Origin of the sequence: Kyrpidia tusciae DSM 2912 (genome assembly GCF_000092905.1) — a bacterium.
Classification (GTDB): Bacteria; Bacillota; Bacilli; order Kyrpidiales; family Kyrpidiaceae; genus Kyrpidia; species Kyrpidia tusciae.
The window spans coordinates 2,054,491-2,077,210 of record NC_014098.1; the positions used below are offsets into that span (position 1 = coordinate 2,054,491).

23 protein-coding genes are annotated in these 22,720 nt (G+C 60.1%); 5 read left to right on the top strand and 18 right to left on the bottom strand.

Going from position 1 to position 22,720, the window contains the following annotated elements:
- The first annotated feature begins 529 nt into the window (after positions 1–529).
- On the top strand, positions 530–2,815 hold the full coding sequence (locus tag BTUS_RS10330) for an S-layer homology domain-containing protein (RefSeq protein ID WP_013076026.1): 2,286 nt from the start codon (positions 530–532) through the stop codon (positions 2,813–2,815).
- 305 nt (positions 2,816–3,120) lie between these two features.
- Here BTUS_RS10330 and BTUS_RS16925 read toward each other — a convergent pair whose 3' ends face one another.
- From BTUS_RS16925 to BTUS_RS10345, 3 genes are all read right to left on the bottom strand, one after another.
- The gene (locus BTUS_RS16925; protein WP_123809280.1) at positions 3,121–4,017 is read right to left on the bottom strand and encodes a zinc ribbon domain-containing protein; all 897 of its coding nucleotides are present in this window, start codon (positions 4,015–4,017) and stop codon (positions 3,121–3,123) included.
- 5 nt (positions 4,018–4,022) lie between these two features.
- The gene (gene tnpA / locus BTUS_RS10340) at positions 4,023–4,421 is read right to left on the bottom strand and encodes an IS200/IS605 family transposase (RefSeq protein ID WP_013076028.1); all 399 of its coding nucleotides are present in this window, start codon (positions 4,419–4,421) and stop codon (positions 4,023–4,025) included.
- A 143-nt stretch (positions 4,422–4,564) separates the two neighbouring features.
- On the bottom strand, positions 4,565–5,671 hold the full coding sequence (locus BTUS_RS10345) for a Fic family protein (protein WP_169307963.1): 1,107 nt from the start codon (positions 5,669–5,671) through the stop codon (positions 4,565–4,567).
- A 183-nt stretch (positions 5,672–5,854) separates the two neighbouring features.
- On the opposite strand from BTUS_RS10345, the gene BTUS_RS10350 reads away from it, so the two are divergent.
- The 4 genes from BTUS_RS10350 to BTUS_RS10365 all read left to right on the top strand — a co-directional run bounded on the left by BTUS_RS10350 (position 5,855) and on the right by BTUS_RS10365 (position 9,594).
- A complete protein-coding gene (locus BTUS_RS10350) occupies positions 5,855–6,436 on the top strand; it encodes a hypothetical protein (protein WP_013076030.1) in 582 nt (193 codons plus the stop codon).
- A gap of 392 nt (positions 6,437–6,828) precedes the next feature.
- Positions 6,829–8,097: a zinc metalloprotease gene (locus BTUS_RS10355; protein WP_013076031.1), complete on the top strand. Its 1,269-nt coding sequence runs from the start codon at positions 6,829–6,831 to the stop codon at positions 8,095–8,097.
- Between the two features lie 161 nt (positions 8,098–8,258).
- Complete coding sequence (locus tag BTUS_RS10360) at positions 8,259–9,245, top strand: ATP-grasp domain-containing protein (RefSeq protein ID WP_013076032.1); 987 nt, start codon at positions 8,259–8,261, stop codon at positions 9,243–9,245.
- A gap of 91 nt (positions 9,246–9,336) precedes the next feature.
- The gene (locus tag BTUS_RS10365) at positions 9,337–9,594 is read left to right on the top strand and encodes a hypothetical protein (protein WP_013076033.1); all 258 of its coding nucleotides are present in this window, start codon (positions 9,337–9,339) and stop codon (positions 9,592–9,594) included.
- A gap of 351 nt (positions 9,595–9,945) precedes the next feature.
- On the opposite strand, the gene BTUS_RS10370 is transcribed toward BTUS_RS10365, so the two are convergent.
- From BTUS_RS10370 to BTUS_RS10440, 15 genes are all read right to left on the bottom strand, one after another.
- Positions 9,946–10,641, bottom strand: a complete 696-nt coding sequence (locus BTUS_RS10370; RefSeq protein ID WP_245543409.1) for a GntR family transcriptional regulator — start codon at positions 10,639–10,641, stop codon at positions 9,946–9,948.
- A gap of 191 nt (positions 10,642–10,832) precedes the next feature.
- A complete protein-coding gene (locus BTUS_RS10375; RefSeq protein ID WP_013076035.1) occupies positions 10,833–11,609 on the bottom strand; it encodes a 2-keto-4-pentenoate hydratase in 777 nt (258 codons plus the stop codon).
- Positions 11,610–11,944: 335 nt separating this feature from the next.
- On the bottom strand, positions 11,945–12,319 hold the full coding sequence (locus BTUS_RS16930) for an MFS transporter (RefSeq protein ID WP_083780155.1): 375 nt from the start codon (positions 12,317–12,319) through the stop codon (positions 11,945–11,947).
- A gap of 36 nt (positions 12,320–12,355) precedes the next feature.
- Positions 12,356–13,474, bottom strand: a complete 1,119-nt coding sequence (queG, locus tag BTUS_RS10385; protein ID WP_013076036.1) for a tRNA epoxyqueuosine(34) reductase QueG — start codon at positions 13,472–13,474, stop codon at positions 12,356–12,358.
- 11 nt (positions 13,475–13,485) lie between these two features.
- Positions 13,486–14,550: an alcohol dehydrogenase gene (locus BTUS_RS10390; protein ID WP_013076037.1), complete on the bottom strand. Its 1,065-nt coding sequence runs from the start codon at positions 14,548–14,550 to the stop codon at positions 13,486–13,488.
- On the bottom strand, positions 14,547–15,068 hold the full coding sequence (locus BTUS_RS10395) for a luciferase domain-containing protein (RefSeq protein ID WP_218917963.1): 522 nt from the start codon (positions 15,066–15,068) through the stop codon (positions 14,547–14,549). The genes BTUS_RS10390 and BTUS_RS10395 overlap by 4 nt, the downstream gene beginning before the upstream one ends.
- 7 nt (positions 15,069–15,075) lie before the next feature.
- Complete coding sequence (locus BTUS_RS10400; RefSeq protein ID WP_218917964.1) at positions 15,076–16,056, bottom strand: 2Fe-2S iron-sulfur cluster binding domain-containing protein; 981 nt, start codon at positions 16,054–16,056, stop codon at positions 15,076–15,078.
- 17 nt (positions 16,057–16,073) lie between these two features.
- The gene (locus BTUS_RS10405) at positions 16,074–17,084 is read right to left on the bottom strand and encodes an aromatic/alkene monooxygenase hydroxylase subunit beta (RefSeq protein ID WP_013076040.1); all 1,011 of its coding nucleotides are present in this window, start codon (positions 17,082–17,084) and stop codon (positions 16,074–16,076) included.
- A 1-nt stretch (position 17,085) separates the two neighbouring features.
- The gene (locus tag BTUS_RS10410; RefSeq protein WP_013076041.1) at positions 17,086–17,385 is read right to left on the bottom strand and encodes an MmoB/DmpM family protein; all 300 of its coding nucleotides are present in this window, start codon (positions 17,383–17,385) and stop codon (positions 17,086–17,088) included.
- 37 nt (positions 17,386–17,422) lie between these two features.
- Positions 17,423–17,791 (bottom strand): Rieske 2Fe-2S domain-containing protein, encoded by a 369-nt coding sequence (locus BTUS_RS10415; RefSeq protein ID WP_013076042.1) that lies wholly within the window; start codon positions 17,789–17,791, stop codon positions 17,423–17,425.
- Entirely contained in the window at positions 17,781–18,029 is a 249-nt protein-coding gene (locus tag BTUS_RS10420) for a toluene-4-monooxygenase system B family protein (RefSeq protein WP_013076043.1), read from the bottom strand. Before BTUS_RS10420 ends, BTUS_RS10415 begins: the two co-directional genes overlap by 11 nt.
- Positions 18,030–18,106: 77 nt before the next feature.
- The gene (locus tag BTUS_RS10425; RefSeq protein WP_013076044.1) at positions 18,107–19,612 is read right to left on the bottom strand and encodes an aromatic/alkene/methane monooxygenase hydroxylase/oxygenase subunit alpha; all 1,506 of its coding nucleotides are present in this window, start codon (positions 19,610–19,612) and stop codon (positions 18,107–18,109) included.
- 169 nt (positions 19,613–19,781) lie between these two features.
- Entirely contained in the window at positions 19,782–20,708 is a 927-nt protein-coding gene (locus tag BTUS_RS10430; protein WP_013076045.1) for a catechol 2,3-dioxygenase, read from the bottom strand.
- 39 nt (positions 20,709–20,747) lie between these two features.
- On the bottom strand, positions 20,748–21,095 hold the full coding sequence (locus BTUS_RS10435; RefSeq protein ID WP_013076046.1) for a 2Fe-2S iron-sulfur cluster-binding protein: 348 nt from the start codon (positions 21,093–21,095) through the stop codon (positions 20,748–20,750).
- Positions 21,096–21,141: 46 nt separating this feature from the next.
- Positions 21,142–22,698, bottom strand: coding sequence for a 4-hydroxyphenylacetate 3-hydroxylase family protein (locus BTUS_RS10440; protein ID WP_245543295.1), 1,557 nt, complete (start codon positions 22,696–22,698; stop codon positions 21,142–21,144).
- Positions 22,699–22,720 lie beyond the last annotated feature (22 nt).

Genomic DNA, 22,720 nt, shown 5'->3' on the forward strand with positions numbered 1-22,720 from the left:
CAAGTCTTGGAGCTTTCGAAAAACCCTGCAGGACGGGGTGCGGGAAGGTGAATGCGATTAAAAAAACCCACCCCGACACCGCCAGCCCTCCGGTTTTCTTGTGACGCCCTCGCAGAAACGGCACAACACCTCGCAAGGACACGCGCACTTGAGGTTGGGAGGGGAAAAGAATGGAAGCTTGAGTCCAGAAGGAGGATCATCGGCCGGGCAGCAACTTCACGCCATTGAGAGGCGAAAACATTGAAGCGCGGCGGGAGCAGTTGGAGAAGGCCAAAGGGCGGTCGGACCGGGGGAGGGGGAATAAACCCGCGTCCGGCTCGACCGCCTGTGTTCCGTGAAAACGGAGACTGGAACAAGGACACGGGATGGAGACCGCCGCTTTCGAGTCGGATCGGTGAAGATGCGAGAACGGTCGCCACGGCGGGAGAAGGTCGTCAGGAGGCGACAACGGACATTTTGGCCGGCGCGGCTCTGCCGGTATGATGGACCTGTACACGATGTGGAGACGAATGTTCCGAGGAGGGTGGATATGGGTTACGGTCCGGCGAATAGGCGGTGGATCCTTCCCCTTTGCTTGGTTATGATCGCCGGTGTGCCCGTTGTGCCGGCCGGTGCGGCCGGTGCGGCTGGTGCGACGGATGCGAGGGCGTCCGGCGGAGGGATGCCGTCCGTCCCCAAAAATGCGGCGGTCGCGGTGGACGCGGCGAAAAAAGCGGTGATGGATGCGTTCGGGGTTCAGGAAGGGCACGGCGTCACGTTCACCTCTTCCTTGGGTGTGGATGAGGTCTCCGGGCGCCGGGCGTGGAACCTCAAGTGGCAGATCCCCCTGAACGGCCGGGGAGTGGAAGAAGTCAACGCTTCGGTCGATGCGGAGACGGGGGATGTTCTGTCTTTTCACCGGTGGCAAAACGACGGGGTCCCGTTTCCGCCCGCGGTCGACCGGGAGCAGGCCCGACGAACGGCCCGGGCCCTCGTAGAAAAGCTCCAACCGGAGAAGGCCAAGAAGACGGTGGAGTGGCCCAGCCAGGATTTCTACGCGCCGACGTTGGTCCACTATGCCTTTACTTTCGTCCGGGTCGAGAACGGCGTCCCGTATCCCGCGGACGGGTTTCACGTGACGGTGGGGGCGGACGGTCGCATCGCTTCTTACCAATACATTTGGTCGGACGTGTCGTTTCCCGCGCCGGCGCCGGCAATCGGGGCCCCGGAAGCCGAGGCCAAATTGGCCGGGGATTTGGCGGTGACCGCCCATTACATGCCGGATCCCGGTTTAAGGAGCGGATACCCCCCGACGCGGCTGGTGTACACGGCGAACGTGCCGGTGCCGAATCTCACACCGGGGAATCTCTATCTCGTCACCGGCCAGTATGTCCTCGACGCGGCCACGGGCCGGTGGATCGACGGGTTCAGCCGTCCGGCGTCCCTGCCCCGTCCTGCGGAGGCGGATCCTTTGGAACCGGGAGGTCCGCAGGTGCCAGCGTTGCGCGACAAGCCGCTCGACCTGGAGGAGGCCGAACAGGTCGCCCGGTCCGCCCTGGATCTCGGCGCGGACGCGGCGGTGATCAACAAGAGTTTCCACGACGCCGGGGCGGGACAGCACGCCGGGTGGAACTTTGATTTCGTCTTGCCGGACCATTCGGCGGCCCATGCCGGCGTGGACGCCCTGACTGGGGAAGTGCTCGCCTTCGACCGGGGCGTCGCGACACCCTCGGCGGAAGATGCCGGGAAAGGGGCCGGGCTCAGTCCGGAGCAGGCCCGGCAGGCGGCCGTCGATTTTATCAAAAAGGTGTTGCCGAACCGGCTCGGCGCTTTGGGGATCGCGCCCGACCAGCCGGAGAATCCGAAGACCGTCCAGGGCAAGACATCGCCGGCCGGAGCGGGCGATACGCCGCCGGTCCGCCGGATGTATGCCGTCAAGTTCCTGCATTTGCACAAAGGGTTTGTCGACGACCTGTCCCGGGTCACCGTTACGGTGGACGGGCAAACGGGGCGGATTCTCAATTATTACGCGTATTTTGCCGATGATCCGGAGATGCCGGGCAGCCCGGTGTATCCGGAAGGGCAGGTGAAACCGGCCGATCAGGCGAAACGGGCCTATCTCCACGGGATCCGCATGACCCTGGCCTACGTCCGGATGCAGGAAAATCCCGACGAGCCTCGACCCGGGCCGGTGCGGCTGGTCTATCTGCCGGTCAGTCCCGCGCCGCGCATCGCCTGGGACGCCCTGTCGGGCACCTGGGTCCGGGTTCAGGGGGCTCCTCAGGAGGTGAACTTGGATGAGATCCGCGGGCATTGGGCGGAAAAAGAACTGGCGACCGTCCTGCAGATGGGGGCGCTCCAGCCTGTGGCCGGCCGAGTCCTGCCGGACCAGCCGGTGACCCGGGGGGATTTTGTGGCGGCTCTCATGAGGATGGTCGAGCCCTCCGGGGGCCTCTTCCCCGACAAACCCAGTTTTGCGGACGTCCCCCCGGACCATCCGGATTATCCCTATATCGAGGAAGCGGTGCGGTGGGGATTGATTGACAGGCAGGCGGAATTCCATCCGGATGCGCCGTTGACCCGGATGGAGATGGCCGACATCATCGTTCGGGAACTGGGATATGGAAATTTGACGAAAGGGGAAGGGATCTTTCAGGTGTCCTATTCGGATATGGCCGGGCGGTCCGCTCGGGATGTGGTCGAGGCTGGGGTGGTTTCGGGTCTGGGCATCATGCGGGGTTCGGACGGCCGTTTCCGGCCCGACGATCCGGCCACCCGGGCGGAGGCGGCCGTGGCTCTCTATCATCTGTTGACCGCGCCCCGGCCGCGGCCGTGAGCAAGTGAGGCGGATTTCCAGCGGGGTCCACATCTTCGGCCGGTTTTGTTGTTAGTGGCATGGCCCGTGACGCTGGTGCTTCGACTGGAAGAACTGCGACACGATCGCAAGGATTGGGATTGACCGGGCCGCGCAGGCGGCCCTTCTTTGCAAGCTGTTAATGCCTTTTGTAGAGACATTTCCCCGTCCGCCGTATTTCCTCGCCCAACATCTCGGTCTCGAAGTCCTCGCGGCTGACATCCTCCCACCCCTGAAGGGTGGGGTTCCCCTTTAGGGACGGTCGGTTTACGGATGCCCAAACCGGCTTAAACAGCCTGTTTGAACGTCCCCTGTTCACGGCCTTTCGGTGTGGTTTTTCGCCACACGAACCGGTTGACCGCCGGGCGTGCCAGTGCGCCCACTACTCCCGACGGGTCCGGCCAAGCCCGACCCGCCTCACGGAGATACCTTTGCAGAATGTTGTACGCGCCCACCAGATCCGCGTTGAATGCTTGTCCGCAATGGAGAAACAACCCCCGCTGGATGCGGGCTGTTTTTACCCTCTTGTTGCAGAGGGGACATGTCGTGCTGGTGTTTTTCTCCGACACCTGGATGACCCGGATGCCGGCTTCACGGTACTCAATCGGCACCCTATGGGCGATGTGCACATACCAGTCCCCGCTCGTGGGGTCGCAGGTCAACTTGACCTGCTGGACTTTGCCCAGGGTGGTATCGGGAGGAAGATGGTATTCCAGCACCATTTCCCGGCGGGCGTAGGTCTTGGGCAACCTCAGCTTGACCCGGTTGCCCGGCAGGATTTCAAAAGCCTTCTGTTTGAATGTTACGGTGCTTAATGTTTCCTTCTTCCGGAATCCCGGTGGACGTGCGCTTGGGTCGCCGTTTTTCCGGTGCGAAAACCAGGAACGATACGAATCATCCAGTTCGCTCAGGATTTCCTGAGAACTCTGGGACGGGAGCAGCTTGTACCAGCGGTTCGTTTTCAACTCCCGGCACTGTTGCACAAAGTCTGGTATTTTGCCGGTCGCGCCCCAAACCGAACGCCGATGATGGTTGGCCACATTCCAGAGCTTGGTGGCGGCAAAACCCAGCAGGCCCAAAAGCAAGGCATCTTGGTCGGAAAGATCGACAACTTTCGCCTTTGCGGTGAGGGTCTGTATCGGCACGTCGTTGCCCGATTTTTTCGTTCGTGCCGGACGAGCCAAACCGATCACCCCCGTTTCTTTTGCATTTCGATGTACTTGCGGATGGTATCGGAAGAAACGTTGCCAGCGGTGGAAACAAAATAGCTTCGCGTCCACATGGACGGCATACGGGCAATATGGTCAAACTCCCGACGAAGATGATGCGAGGATACCCCCTTTAACCGTGCCACAATATCGTGTGGTGCCAGTGTCGGCGGAGCGTTGACAAACAAATGGAGATGGTCCGGCATGATTTCGAGAGCAAGGATTTCCAAATCCAGTTTTTTAGCCACCTCCTGGATCAACTCTCTCAGCCTTGTTTCCACCGCCCCGACCAGGACCTTGCGCCGATAGCGAGGGCACCAAACGAAATGATAGTTCACCAACGATACAGACGTGTGTTTGTGTCTATATTGATTATCCATAGACACATTCTAGCAGAAACAGGACATTATAACAAGCATTGCCCGAAAACACCGCGCTTTCATCCCACCCCTAAAGGGGTGGGCTTTCCCGTGCGGGTTTTGTAATTGCGTCCGGGATTCGAACCCAAATCGGCGGGTTGCGATCAAACCCTGTACATGTTCATGAAATCTACGTTGGCCCTCAGTTTCTTGTCGGATTCGACGATCAGTTGCGCATTCAGCAACCGTTTCAGATCCCTCTGGGCCGTCTTTGCCGTGACGGATTCATACAGATGCGCTATGAACGGGTGCTTTTTGTGCCGGTATTCGTCAACGTACAGCTCACCCCCATTCAGAAGAAATTGCACCACGGAAAACATCCGGTTGTTAATGGCCTTTCGGCCGAGTTGCTCCAATAGGTAATTTTTGAACATGATCTCTTTGACATAGCCCAAGATCGTTTCTTGAACGCTTTGCAATTCCTCCAAAAACGCCCTGATACAGTATTTCACGAAATTATTCAAATTTCCCTGGTCCATAAATCGGGCCTTGTTCAACTGGACGATATACTGGTCGCGATGACGGTAATGGTAGTTTGCAAGCGAATAGAATCCTCTCACGTTATACCCACCCGTGTACAGGATAAAGGCCTCCAAGGCTCTGGACGTACGGCCGTTGCCATCCCCAAACGGGTGTATCGTGATCAAATAAAAATGAGCGATAATCGCACGAATCAAGGGGGCCAGACGATGCACCACATCGCCTGAGTTGATGAACTCCACAAATTTCTTCATCAGCGCGGGAATCTCGGTATAATCCGGAGGGGTGTAATCCCCGGCATGGACGTTGACCTGGCGGTACTGTCCTGGCACGTTATGATAATTGGACAAGCCTTCGGTGTTGATATAATGTAACTTTTTGATGAAATCCTCGGAAATGTAGAGACTGCTGCTCCCGTGTTGTTCGTGATACTGACGGATAAAGAGTTGGACCTTGTGTGCGTTTACGGCTTCCTTCTCCGCCTCGCGGCCCGCTTTTCCGGACTCGATGACCTTTTTGATCTCCGCCTCGGTAAGAGCGTTCCCCTCCAATCCCGTCGTTCCCTTGATCTGCCGAATCATGTTCAGGCTGTCGAGTTCGCGTTGGACTGCGGGAGGCATCGGGATCTTCATGATGGACAGCCTGTACGCTTCTACCTGCACCAATAAAGACAGCAGTTCCCGGTCGTCTGTGTCGATCTGATGGTTGAAATGCACCTGCCACCTCGCCATAAACGTGTCACCCCGATGTCTCATGAATGTCCTGGGTATTCATTAGTATTACGCTAAAAACCAAAGAAGGCAACACATAACTTGTCCAAAAAATTTCCGAAGTATGGCGGACTGGTTGCTAGAGGGCTGGAACTTAAAGAGAATTCTCCCGCTGCCCGCATAGGGTGAAAGGAGCTGGTACCCATGAACACGCAGGAAATCGATCAGAAAGCCGAATTCCTCCGCCAGCAGCTCGGCGGCCTGATCGTCGCCTTCCCGACCGACGAGGCGGACCCATACTCGAAGTTCGCGGTCGTAGTCTATACGGGCGACGGGTTCCGGGCGTTCCCCAAACCGCTGGACGTGTCGGAGGCCGCGGCGGGGATCGCCTCCATGGTCGAGGGCCTGGATGAGAACGGCCACCGAGTGGATTTCGACAGGGAGGTCAGGTTTCTGGTTGGCGCAACACAGTTTAACGGGCCGAACGTGCTCATGAGGCGGCTGCGGGAGGATTCCCGGAACTATGATTCCCGCCGGATGGAGGACTTGGGCAGCGAGACGGCTTTTACGCCGAGAGGGTTTGTGAATCCTCCCCCACTGAAGTGGGAGGCATCCATCCATAGGCACGGCAGAAGCTTCGGCACCCGGCAGCGGGGCTGCCACCCAAGCTTTCCTGACCCCTTAGGCTGGACGGGGTCCTGGATTCCCGGACACCTGCCGGGAACGTCGTCCCGGCGGCGACCACTCCCTTTCGGGAGTTGCAGGCTTTCGCAATATTATAGTTAAGCGGTTTATCGTGATATTCCTATGGACGTTCGCGTCTCAAACAGCTATCGGGACCGCCGGCAACCTCAATGACCGATCCACCTCCGATACCGACCCGGGGCGCTGTCATCGTCATTGTACCAGATTGCATGGTCATGTTCAGTTCACCCTTTGAGAAACGGCCACCCCTAGATGAGCTCCTGGGGGTCCGTATATCTATAAAAATCGGATCCACCGATACATAGGGTCTTCCGGGCCGCTGACGGGATAATCCCCGGTTCTGCAGACGCCCCGGGTTTCCCGCATTCCTGTCATCCTATGAGACTACCGTTTTGCGAAGTACCGGCTTCGCGGCATACGCCGTAGAATAAGGTGAGGACGTGCCCTTGGGAAGAGCAGAAAGGAGCAGTCACATGGCGGGCGGAAAGAAAGAGGACAAGCCGGACGGCATACGGCCGGGCGGCCCGCCTGAACGGGAGACAGGGAGGCCGCCCGGCGCGTCGGCGCCTCGGTGGGGCCCTCTCGGGCGAGACCGGTTTTGGCTGGAGTTGACCGACGGGCGAATGTTCGCCATCGATGAAGAGACCCGGCGGGTGGTCGAGGATTTGCTTCGCGGTCTTTCTCCTGGGCAAATCGCCCGGGAGCGGGAAGTGGAGGAGGAAGATGTTCGGGCGGTGGCGCAGCTGTTGTCGGATTCGATCCCGGCGGGAGAGACGGCGGGGGAAACCGCGGGCATAGAGCCGGCGGAAGAGGCCACCCCATCGGCCCCGGTCTCCCGGCCGTCGCCCGAACGTCGACACGTGGCGTCAAACGAAGCCCGGAATGTCGTTGACGCGCCGGGCGGGGCATTTGACCGCCTCCCGGCGAGGGCGGTGCCGATGGTTCTTTTCATCGCGGCAGTCTTGGCCGCATCCGCTGTGATCCAAATCCGTTTTGTCGCCGCGGTTCCGCCGGTCTGGGTGGCGGGACTCGCGGATCAATGGCTGGTCGCCGGTGCGCTGACGGTGGGGTTGATCCTCCATGAGACCGGGCATTGGCTGATCACCCCCCGGGAAATCCCCGGCCGGGTTCGCCTGGTCTGGTTCGGACCGATTCCCCTGTTGAGTTTGATCAATACCGAATTGTGGAAATGGCCCCGGTGGCGGCGGATCGCCGTCGACGCCGCCGGGGCGGGCATGGATCTGGCGGTGGGCGGGGTCGCGGCGGCACTCGGCCTCTTGCGGCCGGAACTCGGCCCTTTTGTGTGGTCGTTCTTATTCGTGCACTGGATCCGAATGTGCCTCGCCCTGATCCCGTTGTTTCAGGGAGACGGATATTTCTTGCTGGTCGATTGGCTCGGACGGCCGAATCTGTGGGGGGATGCGATCCGTTCGCTGAAGGCACGGCGCCTTCACTGGCTCAGTTTGTACGCGCTGCTGCGCGTGGCCTTGCAAGGGCTGAGTTGGGTATGGTTCTGGGCGTGGGTGGTTCAGGCGGCGCACATGTGGCGGCGGCTCCTCGTCGAAGGTGCGGGATGGTCGTTGTTGGTGCATCCGGCGGTGATCTTTGTTTGCCTCAGCGTTGCCGCGCAGGCTTTCGGCTGGGTGCGGTGGATCGCCTTTCGGGCGAGCCTGGCGCGGCGAATGCGAAACGGGGTTGCGGTAGAGCCGCCTGCACCTTCGTCCTGGGAACGTGAAGGATAACCCGTTGCCGGGGAGTCGTCGGCCCGGCCGAACCAACCGCGGCGGGGCGGGGCTGCGACATCCCGGCAGGGTCGCAAGCCGCGGGACGGCCGGACGTCGGCGGACGGCCGGACACCGTCCGAGGATCGAACATGGTACACGGAGGAGGGGAGGGGCGGCATATGGCGAAAAAGCGCGTCGGCATCATCGGCTCGCCGTTGGAGCGCCACTGCATCTATTTAGCCCGGGAAATCGAAAACCAGGGCGCCCAGGCGGTGGTGCTGAACACGGCTCCGAATATTCCCTTTCCGTTGACCTTGGAGGCGGGCTTGGAGGAGGTCGGCCCGGATCCCGGTTCCGGGGAAAGAGGACGGATGGTTCCTCAAAGTCGGGAGGAGTACGCGGGAATCGACCTGTGGGAGATCGGCGCTTTCTTTTTGCGGGTATTTTTCTTGCCGACGCCGGCGTTCGATCCGGACGTCGAAGCGTTAAAAGAGGGCGGCTATGTCGAATACGTGGCTCAGCGGGAGCGCTATGCCGCTTGGTTGTCTTGGTTAAAATGGCTCTCTGAAACCGACCGGGTGCTGGTCAACCCAGTGGACACGTTGTTGATCCATTTTGCCAAGCCGTTCCAGATCGAGCGGCTCCGCCGGGCGGGAATCCCCGTGCCCCGGACGTTGGTGACGGGTGACGGGGAAACGGTCCGCGCCTTTGCGGCTGAACGCGAGGTGGTCTATAAACCGGTGGCCGGGGGTGCGCTTTGTCGGCGGCTGACCCGGGAGGATTTGAAGCCGGAGCGGCTGGAGCGGTTGGCCGGGGCCCCGGTGCTGTTTCAAGAATACATACCGGGCGAAGACATCCGGGTTTTTGTCCTCGGGGATCGCGTGATCGGGGCGTTCCGGATCGAGGGGGAAGGGCTGGATTACCGCGGCGGTGCGCACCGGGTCGAGGCGGTGGACATCGATAAAGACATCGCCCGGGCGAGCACGGCCGCCTGCCGGGCCCTGGGCCTTTTGTTCAGCGGGGTGGACGTGAAACGCCGGCCGGACGGCTCCTGGGTGATCCTCGAGTGTAACCCCGCTCCGATGTTTGAAGGGTTCGACACCGTGGCTTCGCCCACCATCGTCTCTCAAGTCGCCCGGTATCTGATCGAGGCTGCCCGGGGATAAGGGCCGCCGGCGATCAGGGACGGACGGATGTGCCCGGGGCCGGCGCCGGTGACGGCACCGGGAGCAACCCTCTCGAAAGGAGGTGACAAGTATGGCGAAAAAGCGTCTTTTTATCGAGCAGTTGGAGGAGCGTCAGTCGACCTCGCCCCTGTTCGTCACCCCTGTGGATCCTTCGCTGATCATGACCACCATGATGGTCGGTGAAGAAGGCGGTCCGATTCATCCGCCGATCACCACCCAGGCCATCGGGGAAGAGGGGGGGATCACGATGGCGTTCGGTGAAGAGGGCATGCACTTCACTTCGATGTTGTACGGCGAGGAAGGGGGGCATTTTATCCCCTTGGGGTGATCCGCTGTCTCTCGCGAGGCTGTCCCAAAAGGGGCGTGAAACGGCCCGATGGGGACAGCCCCGATTTTTTGACGGTCGTCCATGAAGTGATGATTGTCTTGTAAACCTGAATCCGTGATATTTTGGCAGCGGGGATAGCGCCCTGCCGGCGGTCGCAAACCCGATCCTTGTCGCGCATAGCCAAGGCTTTGCGCGAGAAACGCTTTCGGAGAACGAACGATCCGATGATTTTACTCGTTGATGGAGAGCATCGAGAAGACATGCTGGTTCAAAGCTCACGGTCGAATGAGGGGATTCAAGGGATGCCATACCCGCGGCCCTCCCCAGCAGGGCCGAAAGACGTCCCGCATCTTACTCAGAGGGCTCCAAGATGGCATCCGTTCCGTCATGGCTGTCCAATTGACTCGCGAAGCTCCCGATCCGGCGAATGTAGCTGGCAAAAGCTCTCTCCTTTTGCCTGCGCATCAGTCGCTCCAGTTCCTCGGCATCCCGTTTGCGCAGAGCTTGGACCATGGCCCGGTGTTCTTCCTGGGATGTGGGCATGGAATCCGGGGTTTGCACAAAGATCCAACGTGAACGGGCCGAACGTTCCCAGACGGTGATCACGATGCGAAAAAGCTCTTTCCAAGGCGAAAGCTCGTATAGGGAACGGTGAAATTCGTAGTTGAGGCGGCTGTACTGGGCCGTATTGTTCTGTTCGATACATTGATCCATTTCATCCACCAGCCGTTGAAGTCGCTCAACGTCTTCCTCCGTCACCCCCCTCACCGCTGTACGCGCCAAAATCGGTTCCAATGCCAGGCGAATGGTGAACAACTCCTCCAACTCTTCCACCCGCACCGGCGCGACCCGGGCACCGACAAAAGGCGTGTTTTCCACCCAACCTTCAGCCTCCAACCGCCGTACGGCCTCTCGCACAGGTATCGGACTGGTGCCGAGTTCACGGGCGAGCTGGTCGACCACCAGGCGCTCTCCCGGGGCCATCTCTCCCGACAGGATGACTTCTTTCAGTTTTTCATAGACCCACTCGGAACGCGTAACTGGCATCCGCACTAGATATAACCTCTCTTTTGGACCGGTTTGGCCACTGGGCTTACGCTGTTCGCAGCCGTCCATATCATGCTTTCGTCTTGTTGACTCCCAAAACCTTCTTTTTCTATTTTGCAATGAAACCGGCAAGAACGCAATCATCCGACAAACCTCTCGGCGAAAGACCATCGATCGTGGCCGGCGCAGGATCACCGTTGGATGACGACAGTACCCAGCCATCCGAAATCGCCCCCGACCCGGCTTCCCGGATTCAGCACCAACGGCGCCGTCATCCCGCCGGTGAGAACCACCGATCCGGTCGGCACAGACCGCCCGAACCGGGCCAATTCCGCCGCCAGCCAGGAGACCGCCGCCAGCGGGCTTCCCATCACGGCCGTGCTCACGCCGGTGAACTCCTGACTGCCGTCACTCAATGTCACCCTCAGGCTCTCGAAGGAGACACCGGCGGGGTCCTGCCACTCGCCCAGCACGACTCCGGCCGCCGACGAGTTATCGGCCGTATTATCGAGAAACGTGAATCGAAAGTCTCGGTACCGGGAATCGACGATTTCCAGTGCGGGCGCCACCCCTGTGACCGCAGCAGCCACCTGATCTCGACTCAACTCGGCGCCTGACAACTCGCGTCCGAGACGCAGGGCAATCTCCGGCTCCACCCGCGGGTGAATCCACTCATCCCGTCCTTTTGCGGGTGAAACCTGCACCATGCTCGCCGTCAGAATGCCGTAATTGGGATACCCGATACCCATGGCACGGCGCATCTCCTCGCTGGTGAACCCCAGTTTAAACCCGATGGGACGGTCTCCGGCAGCGAGGTGGAACTCGATCAGTTGATCCTGGATGGCATACGCATCATTCACCGTCATTTCCGGCCACTCCGTCGTCAGCGGCGAAATCGTCCGCCGCTGACAGCGCGCCTCCCACAGCCGCCGCGCCATCTCCCGATGTCGTGGCCCCAAAGCCCCCACGTTCCTCCGCCCCCTCCTCATTGCATGAATAGGATTTCTCCACCATCCACCATGGAGATGAAGCCGCGCGGGCCGCAAAGCCCACGGGTCCTCTCTCCTGCCAAAACGGGTACCGTCCGTGCGGTTTGGCACCGATACGGTGCGATGCGCCTCACACTTTTCTGATGGATAACGCAATCATCAACACCGCACCGATCACGCCCAGCCCAACAAGAAAGAACAACCCCCCGTTATACGAACCGCCGCTCAACTGGATGAAATATCCGATGATCGTTGGGACGAAGGCCGAAAAAATCTGTGAGACGCCGTTCATCACTCCGGCGGCCGCGCCGACGTCACCCCGGGGTCAACCGTTGCAAAATCGCCCAGAAAGACGAGATGCCGATCCCGATGCTCCCGACGCCCAGTGCGAGAAAATACGCACTCATCCGATGGTCCGTGACACTCGCGGCGGGCCAGATCGACACGGACGCCAGGATGAGCGCGACCGCCACAAACGGTGCACGATGTTTGGCGCGATCGGACACGGAACCGAACACCAGGACAAAAACGCTGCCGACAAGATAAGGCAAGGAAGCGAAAACACCAAAATCCGAAAATGAAAAGTGCCGGATGTCTTGAAGATATTCTGGCAACCATGCGATCATGCCGAACGTTTTTGGCGCCCATCCTTTCGCCGGCGCGCCCCAAAAGGAGATTCGCGATTCCATATGCGAGTAAAAACGCCGTATTTAACAATCCGGATTCTAACTGAATTCAAGAGCTCGGCGCGCCTCATTGCAGACCAAGGGCTCCGGATCCCTCAACAGCCGTTCGGCTTCCTGCCGTCCTCCCACGCGAACCGCCGCCCAGGAGGCGGTCGCACGGACCAGAGGGCTCGGATCCTCACATCCCATCCGAATGAGGGGGAGATAAGCCGAATCACGTGTATTGCCCAGCACAATGAGCGCATTGCGTGCCATTCGGGGCCGACCCGCCCGTTCAAAGGCACTTTGGGCATATTTTTGCGCAAACATGTGAATGGGCAGCGTAAGAAAATCCGACAAATCAGGATGGGCGAGTTCCGGTTCGGGCTCGTACCCTTCCCAAAACCGTTCGGCTTCCGGCGTCCACGGGCACACCTCCTGACATTCGTCGCACCCGAACAACCAACTGCCGAGCCCGTCCCACACCTCCGGGGGAATGAGATCCAAATGCTGAGTCGTCCAATACGAGATGCACCGGTTGGCATCCAGAGTGCCGTCTCCCAGCAGGGCCCCCGTGGGACAGCGATCGAGACAGCGACGGCATCGGCCGCACCGGAACGGATGCTCCGGTGCGGCCTCCACCTCAAAGTCGGTGAGCAACACGGCCAACGTCATGTACGATCCCCACTCGGGATGAAGGAGCATCCCGTTCCGGCCGATCCAGCCCAAACCCGCCCCTGCGCCGTAACTCCGGAAAGAGAGCGGCCCCTGCTCCACATAATCGCGGCAACGCCCACCCAAACGGTGGCAGATTTCCTTCAATTCGTCCAGGTGCGGCTGCACCCGCCGCTGAATGTAATCCTGTTCACGCATCCAAAAAATGCGGCCCACGCGGCCGATGCGGACTCCCCCGGGGGGCGGCCCCGGATCCGGAAACCTATGGGGGGCCGCCAAAACGAGGACACTGCGGGCCCATGCCAGGCGCGACCGAGGGGCAAGGCGCACCTCCACGTTTCGCGCGAGTTGGCCCATTCCGGCCTGCCGCCTGTCCGCAATCCAGGCGCGATATCTGTCCACGACGGATGGAGGCAAGTCGACCGGGGCCCATGCCGCCAGAAATCCCCGCGCCTCGGCGTCCTGTTGCAAAGTTACGGCAGCCGACTCCACTGGGCCAAACACGCCAATCCCCCCTAAGGTTGAATCAAGACCTTCATCGCGCCGTCCAACTTGTCGGCAAACACCCGGTAGGCCTCGCCCACCTCATCCAGTGAAAAACGATGGTGAAACAATGGCCTCGGGTCGATCACCCCTTCCAGCAACAAACGATGAGCCTCCCACAGATACGGCTGCACGTTGGCAAAACCGTTCATATGCAGCGTGAGATCTCGAAGAAAGACATCGGCGAGATTCAGGTTGAATCGGTCGCTGGTGAACACGCCGATCGCTGCGACGGTGCCGCCCGGCCGGACCAAATCGAGCGAAAGCTGCAGACTTTCCGGTTCGCCCACGATCTCAATGACCTTATCGACGCCCCGCCCTCCCGTGGCCTGGCGAACATGTTCCAGTGCCCCGGGATCGCCTGGGTCGAGAACGTCGACTCCGAATCGTTCTTTCACATACTCTCGGCGGTGAAGGACCGGGTCAAAGGCAAACACCCGTCCCGGACCGCGATGAAGGGCCAGTTCCAGGGTCAGAAATCCCGTCGGTCCGAGGCCGACCACGGCCAGGGATTCGCCGAGCTGGACATCGGCCAAACGATTGCCGATGATGGCCGACGGCAGATTGCATGAGAGCGTCAGGACCTGCTCGTCGGCCAACCCCCCGTCCACTTTGATCGCATGGGCATCGGCGTACGGGATCACGAGGTATTCGGCCTGGGTCCCGTTCAAATCGCCAAACGCCGTACCAAATCCGTACACCGCCTTGCCGGTGGTGGTGCAATGGGCCGTTTGGCCGACTCGGCACATGTAGCACTCCCCGCAGGAAGCCGAATACGCCATGGTCACCCGATCGCCGGGCTTAAAATTGCCCACCGCCTTGCCGACCTCGACCACTTCCCCGGACAATTCGTGGCCCAGGCGGGACTTGCCCCTTTCCAATATGCCATCCAGGGTTCCGCGATACAGATGCAGATCCGAGCCGCAAATGGATGTGGCGCGCACTTTCACGAGCATCTCATGCTCCGCTCGGATGCCCGGACTCGCAACTTCAACAATCCGCACGTCACGGGGACCGTAATACACCGCCGCCTTCATGGATGTCCTCCTTCCTGGTCTGGCTCGACAATCCATCCGCGGGCATAACAATAGCCCGCCTGGACAATGTTCCACACCGTCTCCAGTTCCCGTTCATCCCGCGGCGCATAGGCGATGAGATTCTGAGGAGGCAAAACCCCGGCCATATAGCGCACCAGCGGGTGAATACACGCCCAACCCTTTTGCAGAACCGGCTCGCCCCACTCCGGCATCAGGGGCACGTGGACACTCCCGTCCGTTCGAATCAGCGCAAATTCCCGGCCCCGGATAAACGCTTCCGGTTGCCCCTCCGCCAACGATTCGTCCAACACCAGGGCCATGGCCGGAACTGACAGCTCCGTCGGCCGGATTTCCACACCGGTCAACCCGGCCGCTCTCCGCAGCAGCTCTTCCCGCAGGTTCGGCGGAGACACGTCCTCCTGCTGCAGACATGGATACCGCACGTCAATGCGGGGAGGCCGCCCCGGGCGCGGCGGCAACTCCCTGAGCATCGGCGGCAAATCCTTCGAGATCCGCACCCGTTTTTCAGCCAAAGCTATCATAGTGCACCCGGGTGATGGGCACCCCCCGCTCCTCCAGCAACGCAAGCACCGCCTGCACCATCACGGGCGGCCCGGCCATATAAAATTCATGCTCGTCCCACGGCTCCTTCAACCGGCGCACCAAGGCATCGGTCACCAACCCCACCTCACCCTCCCACCCGGCATCGCCTTCATTGACGGCGGGGATCACCTGCGCCTGGGAAAACGAACGCGTCAGCTCCCGCAACTCATCCAGGCAGACCAGATCCCCGGGCGTCCGCGCACCGTAGAAGATCATCAGGCCGTTCCCCCTTCGATCACCCCGGGACGTCCACTCCCGGGTGAGGCCGAGGATCGGGGCAATGCCCGTCCCGCCCGCCACAAACACCAGCGGTCGGGACGTCTCCCGGAGATAGGCCGCTCCGTAGGGCAACTCCAGGGTTAACTCCGCCCCGGGAGACAAAGCGAATAACGTCTGACTCCCCGGTCCGTTCGGATACCGGCGGGCAATCAACTCCATCTCCCGGGTGCCCGGCAGATTGGCCATCGAATACGCCCGCCGCAGTCCATCGCCGAGATGGAGGATGGCGTACTGCCCCGGCCGGTAATCGGCCGGGCGATCGAGCTGAAAACGAAAACGCGCCACTTCGGGAGCCAGAGTTTCCACATCGGCCAATACCGCATGATACTCGGATGTATTTAAATTTTCCGGAGGTCCGTCCAGCACCCGCGCCTCCAGCACCACATCGCTCTCGGGCACGCTCTGACAGAGAATCACGCGCCGGCGCCGCCGGTCCCGCTCCGAGAGAGCGGGCGCTTCCGGAAACAGGCACCGCACCTGGCCTTCCGCCAGCGTCGCTTTACACGTGCCGCAACTGCCCCATCCGCATTCAAAGGGAAGCCAAATGCCCGCCCGCCGGGCGGCGGCAAGGATCGTCTCGCCGCCTTTCACCGTGAAGCTATGACCCGAAGGCTTGAGGGTCACTTCGCGCGCCCCCATGATCATTCGAGGCCGATCTGCACCAAGAAGTCCTTGTGGCTGGTGCGGACCGCCTCAACCACCTCCCCGGGTTGCGCCGGCCGGGGCCCCTCTGCAAACAAGGGAGCGAGCCCCTCCACGGCCCGGTATGCCAGAGGCGTCCACTTCTCCACCCAACCCTTGAGCAGCGACCGGTGGTCCGGCTGCCGTTCCACGGCATAGCTGACCAGAGCCGCCGTCCAGCGCCCGCAGCGCCGGCTGTCAAGGTCAAAGTCATCGTGCATCAGCGCCAGCAGATCATCTCCGGTGCGCCGGGCCATGTCGGCAAACTGCTGATTGAACAGGGCATCGTACACCGGCTTGACGACCAGGTTGAGAGCGGCAAAAGACTCGCCCCAGTCATAGGCGACCAGTAGCTTTTCCAGCAACTCTCTCAGCGGCTGCCAGTGCGGATCATCTTCCCAGATCGCCCGGGTCCGCCCGGAGTCCGCCAGGTGTTCCCCATGATCCAGCGACAGGGCTTTGGCGAGGTACGCGCAGCGCTGCACCCGCCGCATTTCATCGGCACCTTGAAAGTACCCCGCGTTCGTAATATAAGCGGACGGCGCCATCTGTGCCATGTACAGAGCCACCATTTGGAGGACATGGCCCGAAAAGCGGCTCGGGATGTACAACCGCTCGAGCACATCCACCCAACGTCGCGAGAGGCGGGAGTAATACTCTTGTCGTTCGAACTCGTCGATCAGATTGTCCAAGTAACTCTCCCGCTCTTTTTGCAGTTGGACATAATCCCGATACGTCAAACGGTCCGGATCCCGGAACGCCTCCCAATCGTCCACTTGAAACGGTGACTCTTCCCGGTACTGTCGGTACCACCGATTGATCGGAGCTTCCGGATCCAGCTCAAAAGGAGCGGGGGAGCGGCGAAAATGGTAATGCAGGCGGTGGCTGACCGCTTCATACTCACTGGGGACCCGTCGTTCCGTCCATAAGCTCCACGCCTTTGTACGGCGCCGTTCGCGCACTTGAGCCATCTTAATCCTCCCTTTCCAAATAGAACAAAACTTCGTCGTCGCCGATATATCGTATCCGACCCGCAAATGACACGAGCTCAGGTTCAATTCGGGAGAGGGTGATAGGACGTCCCAACGCCTCCTGCAGACTCTTGCGAGTAATTCGGCATCGCTGAGGAGTGTGAATACGGATGTATCCGCCGCGGTCGTCCACAAAAACCTCCACTCCGGGATTGTCCGCCTCAATGGCGGCGACCAGCGCTTCGGCCAGCTCCGGGTCCCGGACCACGGGCCCCACCAATTTCACGCGTTCATTGGCCATACCCCCGACCTCCTTTGCCGTCCATACGGCTCGATTTCTACTGGGCCGTGCACCGATTGTAGCGCCGCCCTTCTCCTTCGGGAAACCCCACGTACACCTGATCGTCCTCCACCTTCACCTCGTAAGTGTACAGGCGACAGTTCTTCGGATTCACGCCGTTTCCCGTCGCGGCGTCGAACTGCCAACGATGAGCCATACAGGTGAGCGTTCCGTTTTTTAATTCCCCGTCGGCCAAAGGGATCTCTTGGTGCGGGCAGATCCCCTGATACGCCACGATCTTCCCCCCGGGCAGGTGGATCACCAGCACCCGCTCCCCCTCGACGTCCACATCCAACATTTCGCCTTCCCACAGTTCATCCAGGCTGAAAACGGGAAACCAGCGGATCGCCCGCACCTCATTCATCATAGAACACCTCGACAAAATCCATCGGCCCAAGGCCAACCTGAGCAACCGTTACGTGGTCCGGCTGCACCTGCCCCTTGCACCGCACCCGCAGGGGAACCGGGCGCGGCGCCACCCGCACGCCAACCGTGTGGACGGCCACCTTTTCCGCCACCTGCGCCATGGTATCCGTCTCCTCGACCGGGACCAACAGCACGACAAAATCTTCGCGATGTGCAGCTGTGAGCGGCACCACTGCCACCGTCATCCTCTCCTTTCCCGGATTTCCGTGCCGGGCGCCCGACCGGGCGCCCGCACCGCATCGTCGATTGCCCGCATTCAGATGGCGGCCGCTTTCTTCCCGCCGGCCTCTTTGAGTGCCCAGGCGTAATTGTCGGCATCCTGGCCCCAGATGTCCGGCGTCAGACCCATGTAAGCCAAGGCGCCTTCAACCGTTGCGGGCTGGATGAGTCCGGCCAAAAACCGGTCCACAATGTTCAGGTGACCCGCATACCGCTCCGGCGCGATATCGAAAACCCACTTACAGGGCTCCGAGCAGAAGTGATACCGCCGGCCCTTGTATTCGGACACATACGGGGCGATGTGCCGCTGGTGCGGGTCGGACGGGGTGACGATGGGAATCTGGCACATGTTGCACACCATGGGAAGGGTTTGCGGCAACGTCTTTTCGGCTTGACCCTTGCGGATGTTGTCCGTGACCACGTCCCAATACCGCCCGAATGTCCGGTTCCAGCCCGGGTACTTGGCTTCCAGCCATTCCCGTTCTTCGGGCGAAACGCCGCCGTCCGGATTCCACCACACGGTCGGCCGCCAGAACCAAACCCCCATGTGCAGAGCATGATTGTACCAATTCAGTTCATCCAGAAAGATGTCCCAGTACCAGGGGCGCTCCATGCCGAAGTCCCGGAACTGATCGAGGAACTGCTTGATGATCCATTCCTCCATGAACTCCTTGAACGACATGGAGCGGTGCTCCAGGGGCGTATAGTAGTCCATGGAGAGCCCCGTCAAGAGGGCGAAAATCCGCCACGAACGCCAGAACATGACGTCGACCATCCGCTGGGCCTCTTCTTTTTTTCCGTGGCGAAGCAAAACCCGAAGAGTGGGCTCTCCCTGCTGGGCGTGGCGCGACTCATCCGTCTGAATGCTGGAGATGAGCGACCCGAACTCCACATCCCCCACGTCAAGGGCATCCGCGGCCATGCCCAGGAACTGAAGGTTCGTGAACCCGGTTTCAAAGGTGAACGTGAGTTGGATCGCGGTGCCCAGCGCATCATTGGCCGTAAACATGTCATCAAACAGGCTCCGGGCGGCGATGGCTCCCCATTCATTGGTGTGATACGCTTTATGGGCCCAGTCGAACTGCGGATGTTTGTTCAACAGGCCGTATGGAAAATACAACTGAAACTGACCGTGGCGCTGTTCGTCCAGAGTGCCGAAAGTGGCCATGTTCCGCCAGGCTGCGGCCTTGCCAAAACGGGCCATGCGCGCTTCTCCGATGGAAGCCAGATACTCACCCATCGCGATGGCACCGTAATGGGCGGTGATGGCCGACTTCCACCCCGGATCCACTTGGTCGAAGAGCTTGGAACGGGCGATGGCCGCCTTGACGGAGAATGTCGAGAGGTCCTTGTCCGATTGGTTGTACATGTACTCTCTATATGTCACTTTGTACGGCTCATCCCAGTCCCACCATCCTTCCGCCGGCACCCCGCGGTCGCGGATCTGTTCCTCGGGAAAGGCTTCCTTCTCGGAAACATAGCGCAACCGCCAGTTCATATCCCGAGTGAGGTCGTAGTACGCACTCCGATCGAGCTTTGGCATAACCTTCGCCTCCCATGGAATGGTTTCGTCAAACTTGAATTCACCAAGCACATGAAACATTCCGAACAACAATGGCACGCAGCCCCCCAGGGGCCGCGACCACGACCCCTGGGGCCCGGACGGAATCAGAAAGGCCTTCAAACCCCCTTCTTGCCGGCGGATTCGATCATCAGGTCGTCACACCCGTAAACGCCTCGATCCATTCCTGACGGTGATTGAAATAGAAGATCCCTCGCGTCAACTGGTCCACCGTCCACTTCACCACCGGCATGTCGGGGTAGGCGATGTACCCGCCCGTGAACACCTCGTTCCGGTTCCCCGACGGATCGAAATAGTAAATGGTCTGCCCCCGGGTGATTCCGTGGCGCTCGATCCCGACGTCGATGGACACGTCATGCTTCGAGAACACATCCCCGGCCTTGCGCAGATCATTGAACTCATCCAACCAAAAGGCGAAATGGTGCAGGCCCTCGTCCTTCCCCGGAATGATCGCAATGTCGTGCGGCGTGTTGCTCCGGAACAGCCAGGCCGAAATGGGCGTCTCCGACCGCTCGTTCTCCACCACTTTCTCGCTCATATAGAAATTCAGAGCTTTCATCAAAAAATCAACGGTTTCGTGGGGTTTGTCCGCCGTGATCAGCAGGTGGTCAATCCGAGGAGCCCCCACCCCCACCAGCCCCTCCGGCCAGGGCGCCGGATTCACTTGCGGCAATGCTTTCCCTTTATATTCCATATCCACAAACAATTCCATCGTGTGGCCCGAGGGCAGCTTAAACCGCACCCCTTCCCCCACTTTGAAATTCTCGCCGTTGGAAACGCGGGTCACCGACGCCCCATACTGTCGAAGCTGGTTCTCCAACCTCTCCAGGTCTTCGTAGGTGTGCACCTTGAACGCCATCTTCACCAGTCCGGCCCGGTCCGACTGGCGCAGCACGATCGAATGATGATCGTACTCGTCCCAGCCCTTGAGATACAGCGCATCTCCCGTCCGCGCCGTCTCCTGCATCCCCATGACTTCCACATAGTGCTTGCGGGCCGCCTCCAAATCCGTCACCCGCACATCGACGAACCCTAACCGCAAAATACCCTCACCCATTGCCCTTGCCTCCTTTACGCAAGTCAGATCATGTGTGGATCATTGCCGATCGACGCGCGCCCGCCGAAAACGGGCCAACGGGTCTTCACGTTTCGGGATTCGGACGGCAATGTCAGAACATAGAAAAGATTGGCAGGCCAAGATGTATCTCTTCGCCCGTTCCTCGTCGGTCAGTGCGGCGCGGGAATAGGTCTCGTTGTGGTTCACCTCTCCGGACAACAACTCCATCTTGCAGGACGCGCAGCCGCCCCGCCGACAGCCAAAGAATGCCGGCCGACCCTCACGACCGTAGAACTGCCTCGTGAGCGCCTGCAGCAGTGTCTCCCCCCCTTGGCCTGTCACCTCCTTTCGGTGCGGTTCAATGCGGATGACAAAGGTCTCATTCACCGCAGACACCCACTCCGTGCCCGATCGGCGTCCGGTTCGACCGGGATTACTTCCGGAGGTGAACATTGACGTCGTCGGGGTTGATCAGATCATTCGCTTTCCAGCCGTCCAGGTCATATTCACTCATCATCTTCTCGGCCAAGCCGACGAAGGCGTCCACATCGCCGATCGCCTGAGCCGTGAGAAGCGTTTCAATGCGAATGTTCTCGTAGTTGCCGGCATAGTTCCGCTCGTAGAGTTCGTGACGTCCGCCGAACTCACTCCCGACGGCGTCCCACAGCGCCTTCATCACCTTCATCTTTTCCACCGCATCGTATCCGTTGGAACCTCGCAAATACTTGTCCAGATACGGCCGGATCTCGGGCACCTTGAAATCCATGGCGTTCGAGTTCATGTAAATCAGGGCGCTGGCCACGTCGGTCTCAATAATCTCCTTGATTCGGGGGTACGCCATGGGAGCAAAGACGCGATACGCCATGGCGTGGCGGACATCCGGAATGACGTGGTCTCCCACCCAGGGCACCGGAGCATGGGCCATGGCCTGGGTGATCGTGTAGAAGAGATCGCGCCAAGCGATGACCTCGCCCAAGCGGGCCTGGACCCCCCGGAAGTCCTTGGCGCCCGTCGATTCCAGGGCTTTGATAAGCAGGCCGGCGATGAATTCCAGTTTCACCACGAAACGCGTACAACCGTGAAAGGTAAAGCGCTCGGTGAAACCGGAGACCGGGAAGAAGTTGTTTACCTTTTCCAGATCGCGATAGACGAAGACGTTTTCCCAGGGAACAAAAACGTTGTCAAAAACGAGCACCGCGTCGTTCTCATCCAGCCGGCTGGACAACGGATAGTCAAAGGGACTTCCCACGACTGCAGCTGTGTATTCATAAGACGGACGGCAGATCAACTTGACTCCGGGAGCATCCATCGGAATGACCAGAATAATCGCGAATTCTTCTTTCTTGATCGGCAACGGCCCGTAATGCGCCAGAAAGTTCGCGTGGGTCAAGGCGGAGCCGGTCGCCACGACTTTTGCGCCACTGACATACACGCCGCCATCCGTCTCTTTGGTGACATGCATATACACGTCGGCCACTTCGTGCGGCGGCTTGTTCCGGTCCACAGGCGGATTGACGATGGCGTGATTCAGGAAAAGGACCTGTTCCTGGGCTTTCTTGTACCAATTCCTTGCATTTTCATCAAATGGTTTATAAAATTCCGCATTCGCGCCCAGCGTGCCGAGGAAGCTCGCTTTGTAGTCCGGGCTGCGACCCAACCATCCGTAGGCGATCCGCTGCCACGCCATGATCGCATCCCGGGCCGCGACCAAATCTTGTGCACTCTTGGGCGCTTTGTAGAACGGGTGTGTTTTCCCGCCGTTTCCCGTATCCGTGTCGGTCAGGAGAACATCCTGCTGGCTGGGGTCGTGAAGGGCATCGTACATGCGCGCGATCATGCGGGCAGAGTTGCGAAACGCCGGATGGGCGGTGACATCCTTCACCCGTTCTCCGTAAATCCACACTTCCCGGCCATCCCGCAGACTCTCCAGATACTCTTCCCCCGTCATCGGTCGATTCAAGGTCTGATTCACTGCCATCGATTCGTACATCTCCTTTCTCTCCATGGATCGC

Bases quoted from the DNA above. Each gene is read 5' to 3' on its own strand.
- BTUS_RS10355 (WP_013076031.1), top strand. From the start codon at position 6,829: ATGGCGGGCGGAAAGAAAGAGGACAAGCCGGACGGCATACGGCCGGGC.
- BTUS_RS10410 (WP_013076041.1), bottom strand. From the start codon at position 17,385: ATGGCCAATGAACGCGTGAAATTGGTGGGGCCCGTGGTCCGGGACCCG.
- tnpA (WP_013076028.1), bottom strand. From the start codon at position 4,421: ATGGATAATCAATATAGACACAAACACACGTCTGTATCGTTGGTGAAC.
- BTUS_RS10430 (WP_013076045.1), bottom strand. From the start codon at position 20,708: ATGGGTGAGGGTATTTTGCGGTTAGGGTTCGTCGATGTGCGGGTGACG.
- BTUS_RS10370 (WP_245543409.1), bottom strand. From the start codon at position 10,641: ATGCCAGTTACGCGTTCCGAGTGGGTCTATGAAAAACTGAAAGAAGTC.
- BTUS_RS10350 (WP_013076030.1), top strand. From the start codon at position 5,855: ATGAACACGCAGGAAATCGATCAGAAAGCCGAATTCCTCCGCCAGCAG.
- BTUS_RS10440 (WP_245543295.1), bottom strand. From the start codon at position 22,698: ATGTACGAATCGATGGCAGTGAATCAGACCTTGAATCGACCGATGACG.
- BTUS_RS10345 (WP_169307963.1), bottom strand. From the start codon at position 5,671: ATGGCGAGGTGGCAGGTGCATTTCAACCATCAGATCGACACAGACGAC.
- BTUS_RS10365 (WP_013076033.1), top strand. From the start codon at position 9,337: ATGGCGAAAAAGCGTCTTTTTATCGAGCAGTTGGAGGAGCGTCAGTCG.
- BTUS_RS16930 (WP_083780155.1), bottom strand. From the start codon at position 12,319: ATGGAATCGCGAATCTCCTTTTGGGGCGCGCCGGCGAAAGGATGGGCG.
- BTUS_RS10390 (WP_013076037.1), bottom strand. From the start codon at position 14,550: ATGAAGGCGGCGGTGTATTACGGTCCCCGTGACGTGCGGATTGTTGAA.
- BTUS_RS10415 (WP_013076042.1), bottom strand. From the start codon at position 17,791: ATGATGAATGAGGTGCGGGCGATCCGCTGGTTTCCCGTTTTCAGCCTG.
- BTUS_RS10330 (WP_013076026.1), top strand. From the start codon at position 530: ATGGGTTACGGTCCGGCGAATAGGCGGTGGATCCTTCCCCTTTGCTTG.
- BTUS_RS10360 (WP_013076032.1), top strand. From the start codon at position 8,259: ATGGCGAAAAAGCGCGTCGGCATCATCGGCTCGCCGTTGGAGCGCCAC.
- BTUS_RS10405 (WP_013076040.1), bottom strand. From the start codon at position 17,084: ATGGCTCAAGTGCGCGAACGGCGCCGTACAAAGGCGTGGAGCTTATGG.
- BTUS_RS10425 (WP_013076044.1), bottom strand. From the start codon at position 19,612: ATGCCAAAGCTCGATCGGAGTGCGTACTACGACCTCACTCGGGATATG.